This window comes from Fischerella muscicola PCC 7414 (genome assembly GCF_000317205.1).
Taxonomy (GTDB): domain Bacteria; phylum Cyanobacteriota; class Cyanobacteriia; order Cyanobacteriales; family Nostocaceae; genus Fischerella; species Fischerella muscicola.
Window position 1 is genome coordinate 38,665 of record NZ_AJLK01000065.1, and the last position, 17,446, is coordinate 56,110.

Below are 17,446 nucleotides of genomic sequence, written 5' to 3' on the forward strand. Positions count from 1 at the left end.
TCGTTGATTGTTATTTGAATAACTAACCACTACAGATAGTTGTTTGTTGGTTGTTGTTCGTTGATTGTTGTTTGGACAACTAACCACTAACTACTAACTACTAACTACTAACCACTAACCACTAACCACTAACTAAAAAAGTGTAGTGACACCAGAAATAATTGGTATTGACTTGGGGGGAACAGCAATTAAGCTGGGACGGTTTACAGCTGATGGCACTTGCCTAAAATCCTTGACTGTAGCAACTCCTCAACCAGCAACCCCAAAAGCAGTTATAGCAACAATGGTAGATGCGATCGCCCAATTAGATCCACTCAGCCAGGCTGTTGCTATTGGTGTTGGTACTCCCGGTCCTGCGGATGCAACTAGGCGCATTGCCAAATTAGCTATTAACCTGCCAGGATGGGTTGATGTTCCTCTTGCCGACGCTTTAGAAGCGAAAATTGGCAAACCGACCATTCTTGATAATGATGCCAATTGTGCAGGTTTAGGAGAAGCTTGGCTAGGAACCGGTCGCCACTTTCAAAATTTCATTTTATTAACTTTGGGGACTGGCGTTGGTGGGGCAATTATTATTGATGGTAAATTATTTGTCGGACATTACGGTGCTGCTGGGGAGTTGGGTTTAATCACATTTAACCCAGATGGTCCCATGTGTAATAGTGGCAACAAGGGTTCATTAGAACAGCATGTTTCAATTACAGCAATTCGTCGCTGCACTGGGAAAGAACCATCAGAATTAAGCGTTTTGGCACAATCGGGAGATGCCGCCGCCTTAAAATTTTGGCAAGAATACGGTAGAAATTTAGGTATTGGTTTAACAAGTTTAATTTACGTACTGACACCACAAGCGATCATTATTGGTGGGGGTGTTAGTGCTAGCGCTAAGTTTTTTTTACCAGCTGCTAAAGCGGAAATTGAAAAACGAGTCTTACCCACATCTCGCGTAGATTTACAAATCTTGCCAGCCGCATTAGGGAATTCTGCGGGGATGCTGGGTGCAGCGAGGTTGGCGTGGGGGATGGTGGAGAGGGGGAGATGGGGAGATGGGGTGATGGGGTGATGGGGTGATGGGGGGCTAGGGGTCCCACTTTGTGGGGTTGGGGGGCAATGGGGAGTGTGAGGAGTGTGGGGAGTGTGGGGAGTGTGGGGAGTGGGCATTGGGCATGGGGAATTGGGCATTGGAAATAACTAACAACCAACCACTAACAACCACCAACCAACAACCAACAACCAACAACCAACCAACTTATTCAATTTTTTGCAAATCTTGTAGCACTTCAGCAGCAGATTGATAGCGATCGCTAAAGTGATAGCGTACCATTTTATCCAAAATTTCTGCTAGTTTCTCGCTTACTTTTACTCTATGACGCCATTCCACAGTACCAGTTTCAGGATGAGGATGAAGTTCGTGGGGTGGTATCCCGGTAAGTGCTTGAATGGCAATCATCCCCACAGCATAAATATCACTGGATAATCGCGGATGACCAGCAAATTGTTCTGGTGGTGCGTAACCGCGTGTGCCAATTGCTACTGTGGCTAATTCCGTTTGGTCAGCAGTTTGTGGTTGCATCATCTTCACTGCACCAAAATCAATTAGCACTAAGCGATTATCTGTATCGCATCTAATAATATTACTGGGTTTGATATCGCGATGAATCACACGATGTTCATGAACAAATGCTAATACTTCTAATATCCCTTTTAGCATCTCAATTACTTCAGATTCAGTTTTGGTATCGTAATGTGGTGGTAATTCCTCGCTAAGGGCATGTCCCGAAATATATTCTTGTACTAAATAGAATTCGTTATTCTCTTCAAAATATGCCAATAATTCTGGAATTTGATGATGCTTACCTAAAACTTCTAAAATTTCTGCTTCTGCATCAAATAATCTTCTGGCAACTTGCATAAATCTTGTATCTCGGCGGGCTGGCATGAGTTGTTTGACTACACAAATGGGATTGCCAGGGCGTTGGTTATCTTTTGCTAAATAAGTACAACCAAATCCACCCGAACCCAGTACTTTATGAATTTGATAACGCCCACCTAAAATAAAGTCACCAGTGGCTTTTTCTGTGTTATCAACTGTTGTCCCGGAATGAACGTGTTTATCATAAATACGTGTAGTTTCTTTTAAAAGTGTATTTAATTGTTCTATAGCTTCTTTTTGTTTTTCAACTTGTAAAACAATTATTTTCGTGTGTTGTTGAGTTTGGTAAGTACTGTAAGCCATAACACTAACACCACTCAACACCAAAGCCACAGCAGGCGGTATAACTGGCAACCACGCCCCTTGCAAAAATAGTAAATAGCAAACACCCACCAAGCTACCCAAAGACACACTACCAGCCAAACCTAGACGTAGGGGATATCGCAACTGCCATGCTAAAACACCACCCACTAGCGACCACCCCCACACCCAAACAGCTTCAGCCCAGTTTGGTAAGTACCAAATTAGGGGGCGATCGCTCAATGCTGTACTGATAATCTGACTTGCCACCTGTGCATGAATATAAACAGGTGCTATCCTTTGCGGATACTTCGCTGAACCACTGTAGGGTGTATAAAAGCCTGGATGAACACTACGGGCAGTAGTACCAATGATGACGAGACGGTCTTTGATCCAATTAGGGTCTACTTTGCCCTGTAAAACTTGTGTAAGAGTGACTTGTTTGGCAAACTCAGAAGGGTCACGGTAATTTAGTAGAATTTGATAACCTGCCGCATCTATGTTTTCATAGCTACCAGCATCTTTTGATAAACGCGGAAATAGACTTTTACCTATATAAAAATGGTTTAGATCAGTGAAATAAGATTTAATACCTTGTCTTTCTAGGTAATGAATTGCTAATAGGGCAGCAAAGGAAAATTGTGTTTTACATTTTTTATCATTGGAAGCAGCGAATAACAAACTGCGACGGACAATCACATCTTCATCGTCAGAAATTACATCACTAAAGCCGATTTGGTCAATGGGGAAATTTGGTGGTGGTGGAATTTCTGGGCTGCCCATACTGCTGAATGTGCAGTAAGTGATAATATTATCTAGATTTGAAAGACCAGTTCCTAAATTTTTCTGTTTGGAACGATCAATACTTAACCCAATCACACGAGGTTGATAAGACTGGATTTTGACCAATAGCTGATTGATGATGTCATCTGGTAGGGAAAAATCTTGTGATCCTAAATCCTCTTCAGTGACAGTAACTAGTAACAGATGGGGATCTGGTGGTTCAGCTGGGCGTAGCCTGATCATTTGGTCGTAAGCGGCTAATTCCCAAGTCTGCAACCATTTCAGATGGCGAACTCCCAGCACTAAGATAGTAACTCCCACACTGGTTATAAAAATAGTTTGCAGCCAGTTGCGGCTGGTATTGTCCTGAGGACGTCTATCTTTTGTCGCTAAAGCGGTGCGGAGTTTCCTAAATAGTGTAATCACGGCTTGGTGGCTATAGGCCAAAATTGGTAGATGGTGCAAATAGGGAATAAGAAATTATCCCAAGTATTTATCAATGTAGCAATTAGTAGGTGGTTGCTGATTGTTGGCTATTTAAGACTTCACAGTCGTTGCACGTTATTTCGCAAATTCTCTATGACTTAACCGTTATAAAAGACTTACCCATGCTTCGTATTTTTTATATGAATTTGCACCTACAATCACCTCACCAGTTGAAAGAGTTGCGAGGTTTTTGACACCTAGATCAACGCCTACAATGCTTGTATTGTTTAAGTTCTGTTGCTCTACGTCAAACCGAAAACTGATAAACCATCTGTCAGATTGGCGAGAGATTGTACAAGACTTGATTAGGACTTGTGGCAGTCGTTCGTAAGTCTTGAGGATGCCAATCACAGGTACTTGAATCTTGTTGCTTCCAAGAATTTTAACTGTACCTTCTAACGTGAAAGAGTCGCGCTTGCCTTTCTTTTTAAACTTTGGAACACCCGCAGTTTGATTAAAATTTAGGAGGAGAAAACTGTGACAATCTGTTGTCGCGTTGGACTTTCGACAAATTGTCGTCCACAGTTTTGGCATTTGAAGCGTTGTTTTCTCTATCCTGCCAAAATATTATTTACTAATACCAATCCGCATTCTAAGTAAGTCGACGAGAAAAATTCAATGTATATAAGCCGCATCTGACGTTAGCACAAATCAAAAAAATAGCCACAAGCGACCATCCTCGCAGGCAACTTTTATTGGCTAATTGTCTATAATGCAGGAGTGGTGCCACGACACAAGTACCGCAGCTACCATCAATGGCTGGAGTGCGTCCTTGTAAATCAAGGATGCACAACAGAGGAGGTTATGACTATTGTGATCCCCTTTCATGCTTCGGGCTACCTTGTAAAATCTGGGAGAACCAGGGCAAGATTGGAGCGTGAGGGGTATGTATATGGAAGTGCATAACAGCTTAAAACGGATCGCAAGGATCATCGTCAATTTCTGCATCCCATCTGGCTGAGAGTACCTGCTCCATCATTGCTTCTATGGCGCTGACATTTAAGGAACGCTCATGTCGCTCTTGCATAGGAGTAGAAAGAGGAATCAGGCGCAGACAACTTCCTTCTTGTACTAAGTCAAAGTAAGTTTCTTTTTGTGGTGACTGTTTTAATTCCAAGTAATCAAAACTACAAACGTTCAGATAAAGGGCATGGTTAGCAACGAGGGTGGATCGTTGCGGGTTGGCAAATACTTCCATCACATTCCCTTCACCGTCGCTCTTGCATTCACCGTCTTGGGTGTAGGAATAGCGAACACGACCTAAATCTGTCAGTAATCGCCGCATATCGAGCTTGTTGACAACCACACCTGTATTGATGATGCATGGAGCTGGTATCTTGCTTTCGGGTAGATGGTGACTCATAATTCAATGGCTTTCGGAGTGTAGATGAAAACTACATAGCTAAACAGTCGATTATCCTTGCTGATTGACGCCTACTATTTAATAATTATCTAAATATTGATCAATTTTGTAGGGCGATCACCTAATTAGGCACAATAAATTATTTTTTGTTGACAAAACATCAGAAAAGCGGATTTTTATATACGTCTTCTTACCTATTGCTTTTTTGAGGCGTCCTAGTATATCTAGTTCATAATGGCTATTTTTTACATAATCTTAAAGTAGTTTTTTATACTAGTTAACAAATATTTTACTGAGATAAGCATAACAAAATTTTTGAGTGAAGTTACCCATACTGGTAAATCTTATTTAAATTTTTAAAGAGGAATTTAAGGTTTGTGCCGGAATTACGAGCGTCATTGTCACTTGTCATTTGAGTAACAACTAACAACTAGCGTAACTACTATGAGCAACAAGTGTCAGTGGTGGAAACAACTACTATTTGGTATCAGAAGTGCAGTTGTATTTTATACAATAATTCCTCTGCCATATATGTACGCTTGGAATTTCCAAGGAGTAGCCCGTTTTGCCCCTGTAATCGGACTAATGATTGGAGGAATTTTAGGGTTATTTGATGCTCTGATGATTTATTTAGGTGTGCCAGTACTAACCCGTAGTGCCTTGGTGGTATGTGCTTGGATTGCTATTACTGGAGGACTGCATTTAGATGGAGCAATGGATACTGCTGATGGGTTAGCTGTGGGTGATCCTAAGCGGAGGCTAGAAGTGATGGCAGATAGCGCAACAGGTGCATTTGGGGCAATGGCAGCGATCGCTTTGGTGTTACTTAAAACAACAGCACTCACAGATTTAGAACACAATCGTTGCTTAATTCTCATGGCAGCTGCTGGGTGGGGGCGCTGGGGGCAAATTATGGCAATAGCCCGCTACCCTTGCCTGAAACCCACTGGTAAGGGTGCTTTTCATAAACAGGCTATTCGTTCATACAAAGACTGGCTACCAACCCTATTTTTATTAATAGCTGTGAGTGGTTGGCAAATTTTTCTCAACCGACATCAAATATTTTTTGCCACAACAATGATACTTGCTGGAATTGCGATCGCAACAAGTGTTGGAGCCTGGTTTAATCACAAACTAGGCGGGCATACTGGTGATACCTATGGTGCTGTTGTGGAATGGACAGAAGCTTTGTTTTTATGCGTGATGACAGTATTGTGAAAGATTTTGGCTTTATTCTTACATTAAAGGAATATACACATCCTCAGAACTAGGGTTAAGGTAGGGACGCTGTAAATCTATTCCCAAACGCGCAAAATGTTGGCAGATATTTTGTATTCTTTGTTGGGTAGAGTTTTGCCCTTTCTGCCAAGCTTCCAACAAGGCATTAGCAACAATTTGGCAACGATTTATACCAAAACTTTCTTGAACAACAAATTTTTGGGCTGGTTCTTCAGCTAAACTCAACCCTGGTGCTAAATATTTGGTAAATAAGGGAATTTCTGAATGAAAATGAGATTGCTGTTGTTTATACACAGCTTGTAAAACTTCTCGCACTACCCAATAGTTGTGGCGTTCAAAGTAAAGAACCGCTGAATCAAAGCGTCTATAAGCAGAGGGATTATACGGAACTTGAAAGCTAAATGCAATACCAGCAGCATTTAGCTGTGATGTCAAGTTCTCCATGAGAGCGATCGCTCCGGTTGGAGTTAAATTAAAGTAGATCCGTCCTTCTCCCAAATCGCTATCAGGATTCTCTCCTAGTTTTTGGGCAACATTACTAACTGCGATGTAGCAACCATTTTGCAAGCGATTTTTTGGCATCCAAATGTTGATCAAATCGCCAACCCGAACAGATCGGATCATTGGTTCTAGATGGCGTTCGCTTTCAATATGTAATGTTAAACCGCCTTTACTCACGGCTAAACTGCCATCTGGTTCGCGTCGCAATACCTGCCAACCAGGATCATAATAACCAGTACCGTGATTGTGAGAGTGCAATTGCTCATATAATTGCCAATCAATCCCCAGGACGGAATTATTTTCTAAACTTTTGTGGGGTAAAAAATTGCTAGGTTCAGCATTTACTGCTAAAACACTTTGCAAAGAGCCATTGTAATAAATACCGTAGATAAAATTTCTGAGTAATAAGGTGAGATATTTATACTGTATTGCTTGAGAATGTTTCTGAAATCTTTGTACCAATTGACTTGGCAAAGCAAAAGACTGATAGTTGGGATGGTAAATGCAAAAGTTAGCCTCAATCTGAATATTGTCGGCAATATCGAGTAGAGAATTTTGTAGATGCTGGTCAGAACAATCTAGCATGACTTTAAATTTCCCCGTCTACCTCTTTTTTCATCAACACCCACGCAAACGGGTTTTACTGTAATAAATTCGGACTAAATTCTGTTCTTTTTCAGTTTGGGGATGTTTGGTAAATTTCACAAAAGGTTTGATAATTTCTGACTCGGAGATTCCAAAAACTGTCATTATAGATTCTTGTGGTCGTGTAAGTAGGCTTTTGGCAACTTGTAGCGTTACAATGCCGCTGTTATCAAAATATTTCCGGTTTTGAATTGTTGCTTGCAACTGATGAATTAGCATCAAGCCAGTATATTGCACTATTCGCTGGATGAAGTCGCAATGATATTCCAGAATGCTGGGAAAAGCATCGAGATAAGCTTGAACTAAGGCAACTATAGAAGGGTGAAGAATTTCTAGTGGTGTTGCTGCCAATTCTAGAGATTCTTCTAACTTGATGGACGGATCTACCACCAAACTTTCTAACCAAATTCTCAAATAGCTGGCTAATAAGGTTCCTAAATCAAATGCTGGATCTCCCCAACTGCAAGTTTTCCAGTCAATGATACGGATCAGGCAGTTATCTAGTTGTTCCCACCGAGAATGCACCAAGATGTTTTCTAATTTGAGATCGTTGTGAGTTAAGCAGCAAGGTTGCCATAGAGATGCTAATTCTGCGATCGCTGCTTCTAAACTTTCATAGCGTTGATAAAGAACATAAAACTTGAGTGCATCAGTAGGAACACTACCAAAAATCTCGGAACTAAATGACTCTATTCCTTGCACTGGATTGTAAAACTGATAGCGAAATTGCCCTTGGGGAGCAGTTGCCATAAAATCACGATACTCACGCTGATTAAATGTAGCGCGATGCAGCACACCCAAGCTAGCACCAATGGCAGTGGCAATTTCTGGCGGGTAAATATCGTTTTGTTGATAGAAATTCTCTAATTCAAAATATTCCGTTAGATAGTTGCGAACTAGTATCGATTGCTCTTCATCAAAATGAAGTAATGATGATCCGATTTCCGCAATGTTTCCTAAGACTGGAAACTGCTGCAACAACTGATGAAATAACCATTCATTAAACAATTCCTGGGGAATACCATTATGCTCTATATGACGTTCCTGCTTTACTAAAAATTTGCGATCGCTTCCCACATTTACCAGTAAATTTATATTTTTCTTTTGACTTCCTACTAGTTCACAGTCTGCAACAACATCATCCTCTAAACTACATAGTCCTAAGTTTTCCAGATGCTCGATCAGATGATGATTTGGAGAATGCAGTGAAAATACCATATATTATTTCCTAACTCGTAAAACTGCTTAGAGAAGTAGCTATCTTGTTATTCGCTTGGTTTAAGTAGTATTAGCTAAGTAGTAAAAACGCGTGAGTAAGAATATTGTTTGTTACTATCTACTAATATCCTATATTGTCAATAAAAACTTGCCAAAATGGCAATGCAGCCTTTACTCACCTTTAAATTTTGCTTCTTGAAAAATTTAAAATTTTAAATTCTTTGAATGATATCTAGTTGATATTTGCCGGTTATGGATAGTAATTTATTGATCAATCACTACTGTACATATAGGTCTAGAAGTTAAATTTTTAAATCTCAATCACCAAATGTACACTCAAACCCACTCCTATGCTCAAGCTAATACTGCTACCGAGTCAGTTAAATGTCTTTACAGACGTTATGGGTTCACGTCTGTAAAAAAGTCAAAATCTCTTTCTTCTAAGCTTTTGACTTATTTATTGTAAGCTGTCGGTTTATTGCCGCGATTCTGCACTAGGTTTAGTAATTATATTTTTAAGTTTCAATAAAGAGAGATTAACTGAAACTTACTTTAAAGAGCATTTGCTAGTACAGGAATTATTGCGTAGTTCCGGATGAACTTCAATTTTTTTGTAAATCTACTAGCTAGAATAGCTAATTAATAAATAAGTAATTACCCTTACACTATATTATTTTTGCATTACTGAACATTGATTTTGATTTCTTTTCATGCTTTTTAATAACCTGAATAAACATTGAAAAAAACAGATAAACAACTGGAGAAGGCAAGTTGCTTGATATTAAATACTTATTTTATAAAGAAATATTAATTCACCATAGAACCTTTCAGCAGTGTAGTAATTACTGAATCTATGGAAGAGAGTGGGAGGTGGGGAACTCGGGGCCCCCACTCCCTGTCGGTCGTGGGGATTAGGGGCAGTGGGGGGCTAGGGGTCCCCACTTTGTGGGGTTGGGGGGCAATGGGGAACTCGGGGTCCCCTCTGGGGATTAGGGGCGGTGGGGAGATGGGGGAGATAGGGGGTGTGAGGAGTGTGGGAGGTGTGAGGAGTGTGAGGAGTGGAAATAACAACTAATGACAAATGACAATTGACAATTGACCATTGACCATTGACAATGGCTCTATTCTTCTTGCCAATCCTGGGTGTCATTACTTTCCCAGTCGGCGGTATCTTTGTAGCTTTCTTGATTTCGATACAGTTCTGATTTTGTAGAGCGATTATACTGTCTGAGTGATTCTCTTTCTCTTGATTTTAGTGTTCCTTTTTGATTCATCAACAAGCGATCGCTTGTCCTTTTTGCAGGTTTAGAGCGGGTAAAACTTTTCCATGCTGCTTTGATGCCAACAAATACACTGCGCGTATTGATTTGAATATTTTGAGCCTGCTGTTTGGCGCTGTTCAAGCTTTGATCAACTTGTTTGACAACCCCAGAAGCACTTTTAACTCCTTCACTCACATCATCAGTCAACTCAGTAATTTCCAAGCCTGTCGTGCGAATAGCATCCAGAGTCGGTGGTAACTCTCGCGAGAGGGTATCAAATAACTTTTCAGCACTACGAGCAGCACGTGCTAACTCCTGCAAAGCTGGTATCGCCACCACCAAAACAGCAGTCAGACTGATGGCCACCAGGAGTATAGATAGTCCCAGCCAAAACAGCGGTTCACTCACAATTATGTCGTTTATTAGTTATCTACATGCTTGGGAAGAGAATCTGAGTCAGCCACGGTGCTACTAGTCGTAGTTTGCACGTCTGGTGGATTTTTCCGTTTCATTGCTTGGCTTTCCCGTTGACTAGCATCAATACCAGCTGCGATCGCTTCCCGTAGTCGTTCTAAAGTCTCATCCCAGTTTCGCAGTGCATTGGCAGACAGGCGATCAGCCTGAATCTGGACACTAGTTGATAAATCTTCTGCCAATTCTGGCAGTGCGTCAGCAGATTTTTTCAACAGTTTACGCGTTTCGCGGCCTGTACGCGGAGCCATAAGCAAACCAGTCAAAGCACCGATGGTTGCTCCTAGCATTAAACCGCCAATAAATTCTCCAGAACGGTTATTAGACATTTTACTCTTCTCTCCTTACACCCATTTTATGGGGTTTTCACGCCTTGCAAGCCCTGAATTATTTAACTTTTCTCGGAAAATACCAACGCCAGAATCTCTGTCCAACAGATAATATGCTATAAAATTGCTGCAATTGTTGAATTTGTAGCTCTAGCGCTTGGTTGGTTTGCCGCAGGTTATGAATACTCTGTCGGCTGATGTCAAGAGCCTGGGGTGCTGGAGAAAATAACATATGGCTGCAACGCTCAGCCAGAATAAACCAGTTAGTGAGCCTAGCTAGTTTCAACCGCAGTCGCCATATTCGCCAAGTGGCGTACAGTAAGATTAGCGAGATGAGCGTGTTGATTCCGACAACCACTTTAACCATTGCTTACCTTTTCCAGCACCAGCATTGAGAAAAATTTTTGGGCTTGACTAGGTTCTGACTTCATCATAGCGACAGAGCTTCAATTCATCATTTAACCTACATTGAAAATCTCTGTAGAGCAATGGTTTTAGCAATAGACTTCTTGCAGAAGTCGGGAACTGTTAACGGGAAACAGGGAACAGTGCCAAGTCTTAAGAGTTGCCTGTTCTCTACCTCTTGTAAAAGGTACTTTTGCAAGAGACTCCATGAACAAAGTTCACAATGAAGGATCAAAATTTCTCTTCCCCTACAACGCCAGGTGACGCCAGGTGACGCCACGTGCTACAACTCTTGGAACCCCCCGCAGTGGCTCCCCCACACCCATTTTCAAGGCAGTCCAAATGAAACAAGTTTCACCGCCAAAGATGAAAGAGGTTTTTTCTCCTACACCCCTAGAAGGGGTGGATTTCCTAACGAGGTATTTTATGATTCAAGTAGCAAATGTAGGACGATGCTCAATCCAAGGTTTTGCAATTTCTATTTGAGCGGCTAAACTGATCAGAGTGGCTTCGGCAGCAGGTTTGCCAACTAGCTGCACACTCATAGGTAGGCCATTAGTGTCAAAACCAACTGGAATTGCGATCGCAGGTAGGCCAGTGGCATTGGCTGGTGGACACGGAGCAACCCAATTCACGATCTTTTGAAATGTTTCTTCCGGGGTGAGGTGTGCCCATTCACCCACACGAATAGGTGAGTGTAAATATACTGGTAACAATAGTATATCTACTGAATCAAAAAAGGCAACAATTTGCCGCGACACCATCTGCATTTGATAAACTGCTTGCAGGTATTCGCCAGCAGAGCCATTGCGTGCCAGTAACCAACGATTCATCGGCTGTAAAACTTCAGGGGGAAGACCGGAAGTTGCTACACTCGTTTGCCATACGGTCTGAAATGGTTCTACTAAACCGCTAAAATCTGGGCTTTTTTCTTCGACTGTGTGCCCAAGTTCTTCTAGTAATTTCACTGTTTGCAGTACGCCCTGCTGACAATTAGCGTCTGCTGTACCAATCGGTGGAATAGCTGTACCATAGGCAATACGCAGTCTGCCAATTCTTTCTTTACTGGCAACCAAAAATGATGGTTCAGGATCGCTTAACCAATAAGGATCGCCTGTGACATAACCAGACATTACATCTAAAAGGGCAGCTGCATCAGCCACAGTACGGGCAATAGGGCCATTAGTCGCAATTCCACTGAGGCGATCGCCCACAGGTGCATGGGTTACTCGTCCTCTGGCTGGCTTGATGCCCACCAAACCACAACAAGCCGCAGGACCACGAATTGAACCACCACCATCAGAACCTTGAGCGATCGCACACAACCCAGCTGCAACTGCTGCGGCTGCACCACCACTAGAACCACCGGGAGTATATTCTAAATTCCAAGGATTTCTCGCTGGCGGAAAACCCGTAGGCTCTGTGTAAGGAAACGAACCAATTTCGGAAGTAGCAGTTTTCCCAAGCAGAATAAACCCGGCTTGCTTAATCCGCGTTACTACACCATCATCAAAATCAAGAATGTTGTTGACTAACGCCGGATTACCAAAGCTACAAGGGACACCCGCCACCGGATTCAGGTCTTTAATCGAAATTGGTACACCAAAAAACGGTGGTAGTTCATTGCTATTTGCCAACATTTCTGTCTTGGCTTTAGCATCAGCGATCGCTTGTTCTGCCGTTACCGTAAAATAACTCCCCAGTTCAGGATTGAGACGTTGAATTCGTTCTAGATATATCTGCACCAACTCTAGCGGCGACACTTCCCGACGACGGATCAATTGTGCTTGTTCAAGGGCTGGGGTAAAGGCTAAGTCGATTGAGTTCATTAGCAAAAAGGAACTAAGGGCTACAGACTAGGTAAAAAGGTATATTATTACTGATCACTGAATTCAGGGGACACGTTGTGAAGAAACATTTATAACAAAATTTACTGTATAGGGTTCCTCTAAGGATTGTTGAGTACTACCCTTGATGGCATCAAGATGACGACGTAGAGATTGTAATTGTGAAGAATTGGGACGATATGTGAGACTTCCTTGTTTTTCAAATAAAGGCGCATTAGCGATCGCTTTATAATCAAAATTTTCTCTCGAGGTGAGACTCAGCCAGGAAAAGTCTACATTGCTGGGGAGCAAACCCGGAGGTAGTTCACCCTCCAAGAAAGCTAACAGGCGTTGTTGACAACTACGGGTGTTGATACCACGTGCCTCAAATAACTGAATTATTTCATTAAAAGATAAGGCTCGGTCTGGTATGAGTCGCAGCAATTCTGTAAACAGGAAATAGTCAGTGTACTGTTGTCTAGGTACTTCTAAAACTTGGGGATGCAAAGGAAGCATAGCTAAACCGTAGGCTACACGACTGCAACTAGGAGTACCGTTTTCATTCAAATACAAATCCTGAATGATCTTTGCATTGGGGAGTTTTTGTCGCAGCCAACGAGAAACAGCAGCTAAACTAGATGTTCCACCAGTTAGGATCGCTTGATTAATTGCTTCTGTAGGTATGCCTTTTGCTACTAATAATTTGTTGAGTTCACGGTTAAGCCGCCGCACAAATGGTACAAATACCTGGCTCTCTAAATCTCGCCTTTGCAAGACCCAGCACTGATCTGCCAATTCCAAAGTAAACGATTCTTGATGTTGTAAAATTAACTTAAGGGCTACTGCCGCGTCCAAAACCGCTTTGCCCAAAACAGAACTTTCTAGGCGTTGCTGTAACTTAATGCGATCGCTTGTGTCTGGTTCCCCTGGTCGTGGTAATTTTAATTCTTCTAACCCCAAACTCGCAAAACTCATCTGTTCTACACCAGCAATCATCGGTTGCCATTGCAAGGGACTACTGGTAATGGTTGTGTTGTTACCCTCATGGGAAGAATTACGTGGTTTGCGCCATTTAGTTGGTAGTAGCAACTGGCAGATAATATCTTGCTCAATTCCCTTACCAGCGTAAGCAAAATTGTGGAGCATAAAATCGCTGTGAGTTAATTCTTCCAGACTTTCTGGTAAATCAACTAGTGCCATTTCCGTTGCTGCTGCACCGATATTCATCACAAGGGTGTTACCCACTAAAGGATACTCACTAGTTTTGGCAGAATGAGATTCTTGGCTATTACCAAATTGAATAATTTCACCATTAGCGCCATCCAATTCAGAAAGTAAACTAGCGATCGCTTCTTCCACAAAAAATACTTGTTGGGGATGCTGAATAATTTTACTGAGTAGCAAAGCTTCGCGGATATTAAAGCGATATTGTTCTGCCCAGTGAGATGGACAGGTACAGATCACGCCAGCTAAATTGTTGATAGCACTGTGGAAGATTTGTTGGTTTAAACCCACTCCCGCCGCAGTTAAACCTAAAGTGGTGCTACTGCGGTCTAATTTTAGGGTTGATAGTAATTTGGAGAGCGATCGTATAACCCAAACCAGAGGAACCGTAGCAACTTCATTAAATTGCAATATTGGCTCCCATTTTTGCTGTTCATTTTTGTAGGGAAGGGCTATTTGTAAATAAGGTTTTAATTGCGCGGAAAAAAGATTAGAGGTTGTAGTGTCTTGTTCCTGTGCGGGTGGTAAATAAACTTCTGCGGGTAAACGGAATGTTCGTGTTTTAGATACAGTTTCTGCTTGGTTCTCTGTTGACCAATAGAGAGGATAAATCTCGTTTGTGGAGCGATTTAATAAAGTTGCAGAAATTCCCGTTGTCCCTATATCAATTCCCAGATACCAAACGTAATCTCCTATATTGGATCTAATTTCCGTATCGTCTCCAAAGTTAGAATCTCTTGACAACATCTGTTCAGAAGAAACTGTTGTAGATTCCTTATTTTCAGTTTCAACTGATTGAGCGCTATGAGCGGAGTCTGGAATTTCTAAATCAGTCAGAGGTTGTAATTGAGGATTAGTCTGTTCACCAAAATTAGCCAAATCTTGGTCTAATTGCAGCAATTGTTCTGCATCCAAAGCAATTTCTGGGATAGCTGCATTCTGGTTTTCTGCTTGGATTAATAAATTTTCTTGTGGTGACGCCGGAATATAGTTATCTGAAGAATCATTTAAAGTGCGATCGCCACTGTTTTCTTCTGTTGGAGTTAGGTCTGGCGTTGTCGAAATTACAGATTCGTGAACAGAATTTACCGTTAAAGGCTGCTCATTGCTTGTATTGAACGATAAATTATTCAAACTCGTAATTTGATCAGCAGTTGGTTCTTCAACTGGTAAAGACGGAGTTTCATTCTCTGCTTCCGTAAACGTGATTTTTTCCCATAATTCTAATAGTTGCTCTCTAATCTTTTCATTAGTAGCTTTTTGTGTATCTTCTACCTGAATGTTGCCACCTTCTAAAAGCCCTGCATCTGGCTCGTCAAACCAAGGATCGGATGCAGACACAGGAGGTTGAACTGGTTGTATTTCATTAATTGTAGGTGCAGATTGAGTATCAATAATACTCATATTATCTGAAGAAGCAGCAGCATCTACAGGTAATTCTTCAGTAGGATCTGCACATTCAAAAAGCACTTCTTGCAGAATTAAATCTAATTCTTCTTGATTATTAGTGACTTGTTCATCTGTAGATAATTCTGTAGATTCTGCCACTTCAAACAGAACTTCTTGGAGAATTAATTCTCCTTCATCTTGATTAATAGTTGCTTGTTCATCTACAGAAAAATCTCTAGGTTCTGCCACTTCAAATAGGACTTCTTGGAGAATTAATTCTCCTTCATCTTGATTGATGCTTGCTTGTTCATCTACAGGTAATTCTGTGGGGTCTGCAACTTCAAATAGGACTTCTTGGAGAAACGTCTCTGCTTGTTCTTGATTGGCAAGTTTTACCTCATCGACAGATAATGCTTCTGTGAAATCTGACTTTTCTTGATTAGTGGCTGTCTCTTCTACAAGCAAATTTTCGATTGAATCTATGACTTCAAAATTTGTCTGTTGGGAAGAAAATTCTGGGTTGCTTGTAGCTAAATTGTCAACCCCAAACAAACTGGCATATAGTTGATCTACTTCGTCACGAATTGATACAGAACTATCTTGGTGTAATTGATCAATCGCGAAATCACTAGCAGTGTCTGGAGAGTTTGGTGTATCCTGATTAAGCTGAGCAATAACTGTATCAATTTCTGCTGTTTGACCATCAGTTTTTAATTGCTCAATTTTATTGCTGGATTGTAAAGTTCTTGAGTCATTTGCCAGTGTTTGTTTTTGAATATCAATAGTAAATGGTTCTTTAGCAGTAAATTGTAGCTGTGCCTGCTGTGCCAAATTATTGATCAAATTGCTAAATAACTGTTCTCCTTGCAAGCCTTGGCTATACATTCTTGCTAGTGCTTGGGAAAGAGACTCATGATAGGTGTGAATATTACGTTGTAAAGCTTCAAAAACTACATTTACCGTTCCATCAAGTGCGAGTAATTTTTGATCTAATTCACTAGCAAGGCGTGTTAATCGCTCTAACTGATCCTGTGGCTCTAATGTAGGTGAATTAGCAAAAGCAAATTGTTCTGTATTATCCTTATTACTCGTACTGGAAGAACTAGCCTCCCCAAGCGCCAGGGGAGTTTCTGGTGTTGAATTGAGAATATTTATTGGCATTTTGGGCTGTGTATTGCCCCCGAGACGATTACTCAGCACCTGCAAAAAATTTGCTATTAGCTGTTCTTGATTTGCCAACTGCTGTGCTAGAGAAAAGTTTTGTAGTCGCCTTTGCTCTAACTCTTTAATTTCTTGAACAAGATTTGCTCGTTCTTGCAACAGTGTTTGTAACTCTGCTTGCAATGGTGCTAACAAGGACGATAGTATGTTGGCTTCGCTACCTGCTTGTTGGCTGGGTTGATTTGGTTGTGCCGCCAAAGAGTAATTATTTTGATTAATAAATTTTGTTAATAAAGGTGATGACTGCGATTTTAGCTGTTGCTCCTTTAGGGTACTGCTGTCCTCTGTTTCCGCACAGCTAACTAGAAAGTTACGAATTCTTTCTAATATCTGTCTTGGCTGTTCCTTCTCACTGGCAAGAAACCGGGAGAGGCGCTTGTTGGAAAGTAAGCTGTCAATGTCTGCGATTAGTGTTTGAATTTCGGTTGTGCGGAAAGTCACGTTGATTCACCTTAACTAGAACTGTACGTCACGTCTGGTGGTGCGCGAATTACTTTACTTTGTTATAACTACTGCCATTATGTTACGCATCAGGCGAGTCTTAACAGGGATCGGGGATTAATCCATCTGTGTTCCATGAGTGTTCGTTCAAATCTTTATCTCCTCATTGTGGGCAATTAGCCGTGAGAGTCTAACTTGACAACAAGGCATTGGCATTGGACATATTTACTAAAAATCTTAAGCTAGCAAAAATTAAGTAGCTTGAGTATTGTTGATCTTGGATAGTCTTGTGTTGAAAAAGCTAAGGCTCAAAATCGTGCTTTGTGTATTAAACTTCTTGCAGAAGCAGGAAAAGAGAAACCAACTGACTTTTTGTATGAAGTCTATTGTGTAGATTGCAGTGTTGATCA

12 protein-coding genes are annotated in these 17,446 nt (G+C 41.3%); 2 read left to right on the top strand and 10 right to left on the bottom strand.

Annotated elements, in window-relative coordinates; translation table 11 throughout:
* Positions 1–145: 145 nt before the first annotated feature.
* Positions 146–1,063, top strand: a complete 918-nt coding sequence (locus tag UYI_RS32350) for an ROK family protein (protein ID WP_016866452.1) — start codon at positions 146–148, stop codon at positions 1,061–1,063.
* Between the two features lie 186 nt (positions 1,064–1,249).
* Here UYI_RS32350 and UYI_RS0109615 read toward each other — a convergent pair whose 3' ends face one another.
* From UYI_RS0109615 to UYI_RS0109625, 3 genes are all read right to left on the bottom strand, one after another.
* On the bottom strand, positions 1,250–3,442 hold the full coding sequence (locus UYI_RS0109615; protein ID WP_016866453.1) for a CHASE2 domain-containing protein: 2,193 nt from the start codon (positions 3,440–3,442) through the stop codon (positions 1,250–1,252).
* 165 nt (positions 3,443–3,607) lie between these two features.
* A complete protein-coding gene (locus tag UYI_RS32355) occupies positions 3,608–4,036 on the bottom strand; it encodes a transposase (protein ID WP_016866454.1) in 429 nt (142 codons plus the stop codon).
* Between the two features lie 376 nt (positions 4,037–4,412).
* On the bottom strand, positions 4,413–4,865 hold the full coding sequence (locus UYI_RS0109625; protein ID WP_026085852.1) for a hypothetical protein: 453 nt from the start codon (positions 4,863–4,865) through the stop codon (positions 4,413–4,415).
* Between the two features lie 444 nt (positions 4,866–5,309).
* On the opposite strand from UYI_RS0109625, the gene cobS reads away from it, so the two are divergent.
* Positions 5,310–6,083 carry an adenosylcobinamide-GDP ribazoletransferase gene (gene cobS / locus UYI_RS0109630; RefSeq protein ID WP_016866456.1) on the top strand — a complete coding sequence of 258 codons (774 nt, stop codon included), beginning with the start codon at positions 5,310–5,312 and terminating at the stop codon, positions 6,081–6,083.
* Positions 6,084–6,101: 18 nt separating this feature from the next.
* On the opposite strand, the gene UYI_RS0109635 is transcribed toward cobS, so the two are convergent.
* The 7 genes from UYI_RS0109635 to UYI_RS0109670 form a co-directional block, all read right to left on the bottom strand.
* Positions 6,102–7,190: a T3SS effector HopA1 family protein gene (locus UYI_RS0109635; protein WP_016866457.1), complete on the bottom strand. Its 1,089-nt coding sequence runs from the start codon at positions 7,188–7,190 to the stop codon at positions 6,102–6,104.
* Positions 7,191–7,223: 33 nt separating this feature from the next.
* Positions 7,224–8,468, bottom strand: coding sequence for an aminoglycoside phosphotransferase family protein (locus UYI_RS0109640; RefSeq protein ID WP_016866458.1), 1,245 nt, complete (start codon positions 8,466–8,468; stop codon positions 7,224–7,226).
* A gap of 1,121 nt (positions 8,469–9,589) precedes the next feature.
* Entirely contained in the window at positions 9,590–10,138 is a 549-nt protein-coding gene (locus UYI_RS0109650) for a DUF948 domain-containing protein (RefSeq protein ID WP_016866460.1), read from the bottom strand.
* A 14-nt stretch (positions 10,139–10,152) separates the two neighbouring features.
* Complete coding sequence (locus UYI_RS0109655; protein WP_016866461.1) at positions 10,153–10,530, bottom strand: YtxH domain-containing protein; 378 nt, start codon at positions 10,528–10,530, stop codon at positions 10,153–10,155.
* 58 nt (positions 10,531–10,588) lie between these two features.
* Positions 10,589–10,897, bottom strand: coding sequence for a hypothetical protein (locus tag UYI_RS0109660; protein ID WP_016866462.1), 309 nt, complete (start codon positions 10,895–10,897; stop codon positions 10,589–10,591).
* A 469-nt stretch (positions 10,898–11,366) separates the two neighbouring features.
* Positions 11,367–12,764, bottom strand: coding sequence for an amidase (locus tag UYI_RS0109665; protein WP_016866463.1), 1,398 nt, complete (start codon positions 12,762–12,764; stop codon positions 11,367–11,369).
* 63 nt (positions 12,765–12,827) lie between these two features.
* Positions 12,828–17,036: an acetate and sugar kinases/Hsc70/actin family protein gene (locus UYI_RS0109670; protein WP_016866464.1), complete on the bottom strand. Its 4,209-nt coding sequence runs from the start codon at positions 17,034–17,036 to the stop codon at positions 12,828–12,830.
* Positions 17,037–17,446: the final 410 nt, after the last annotated feature.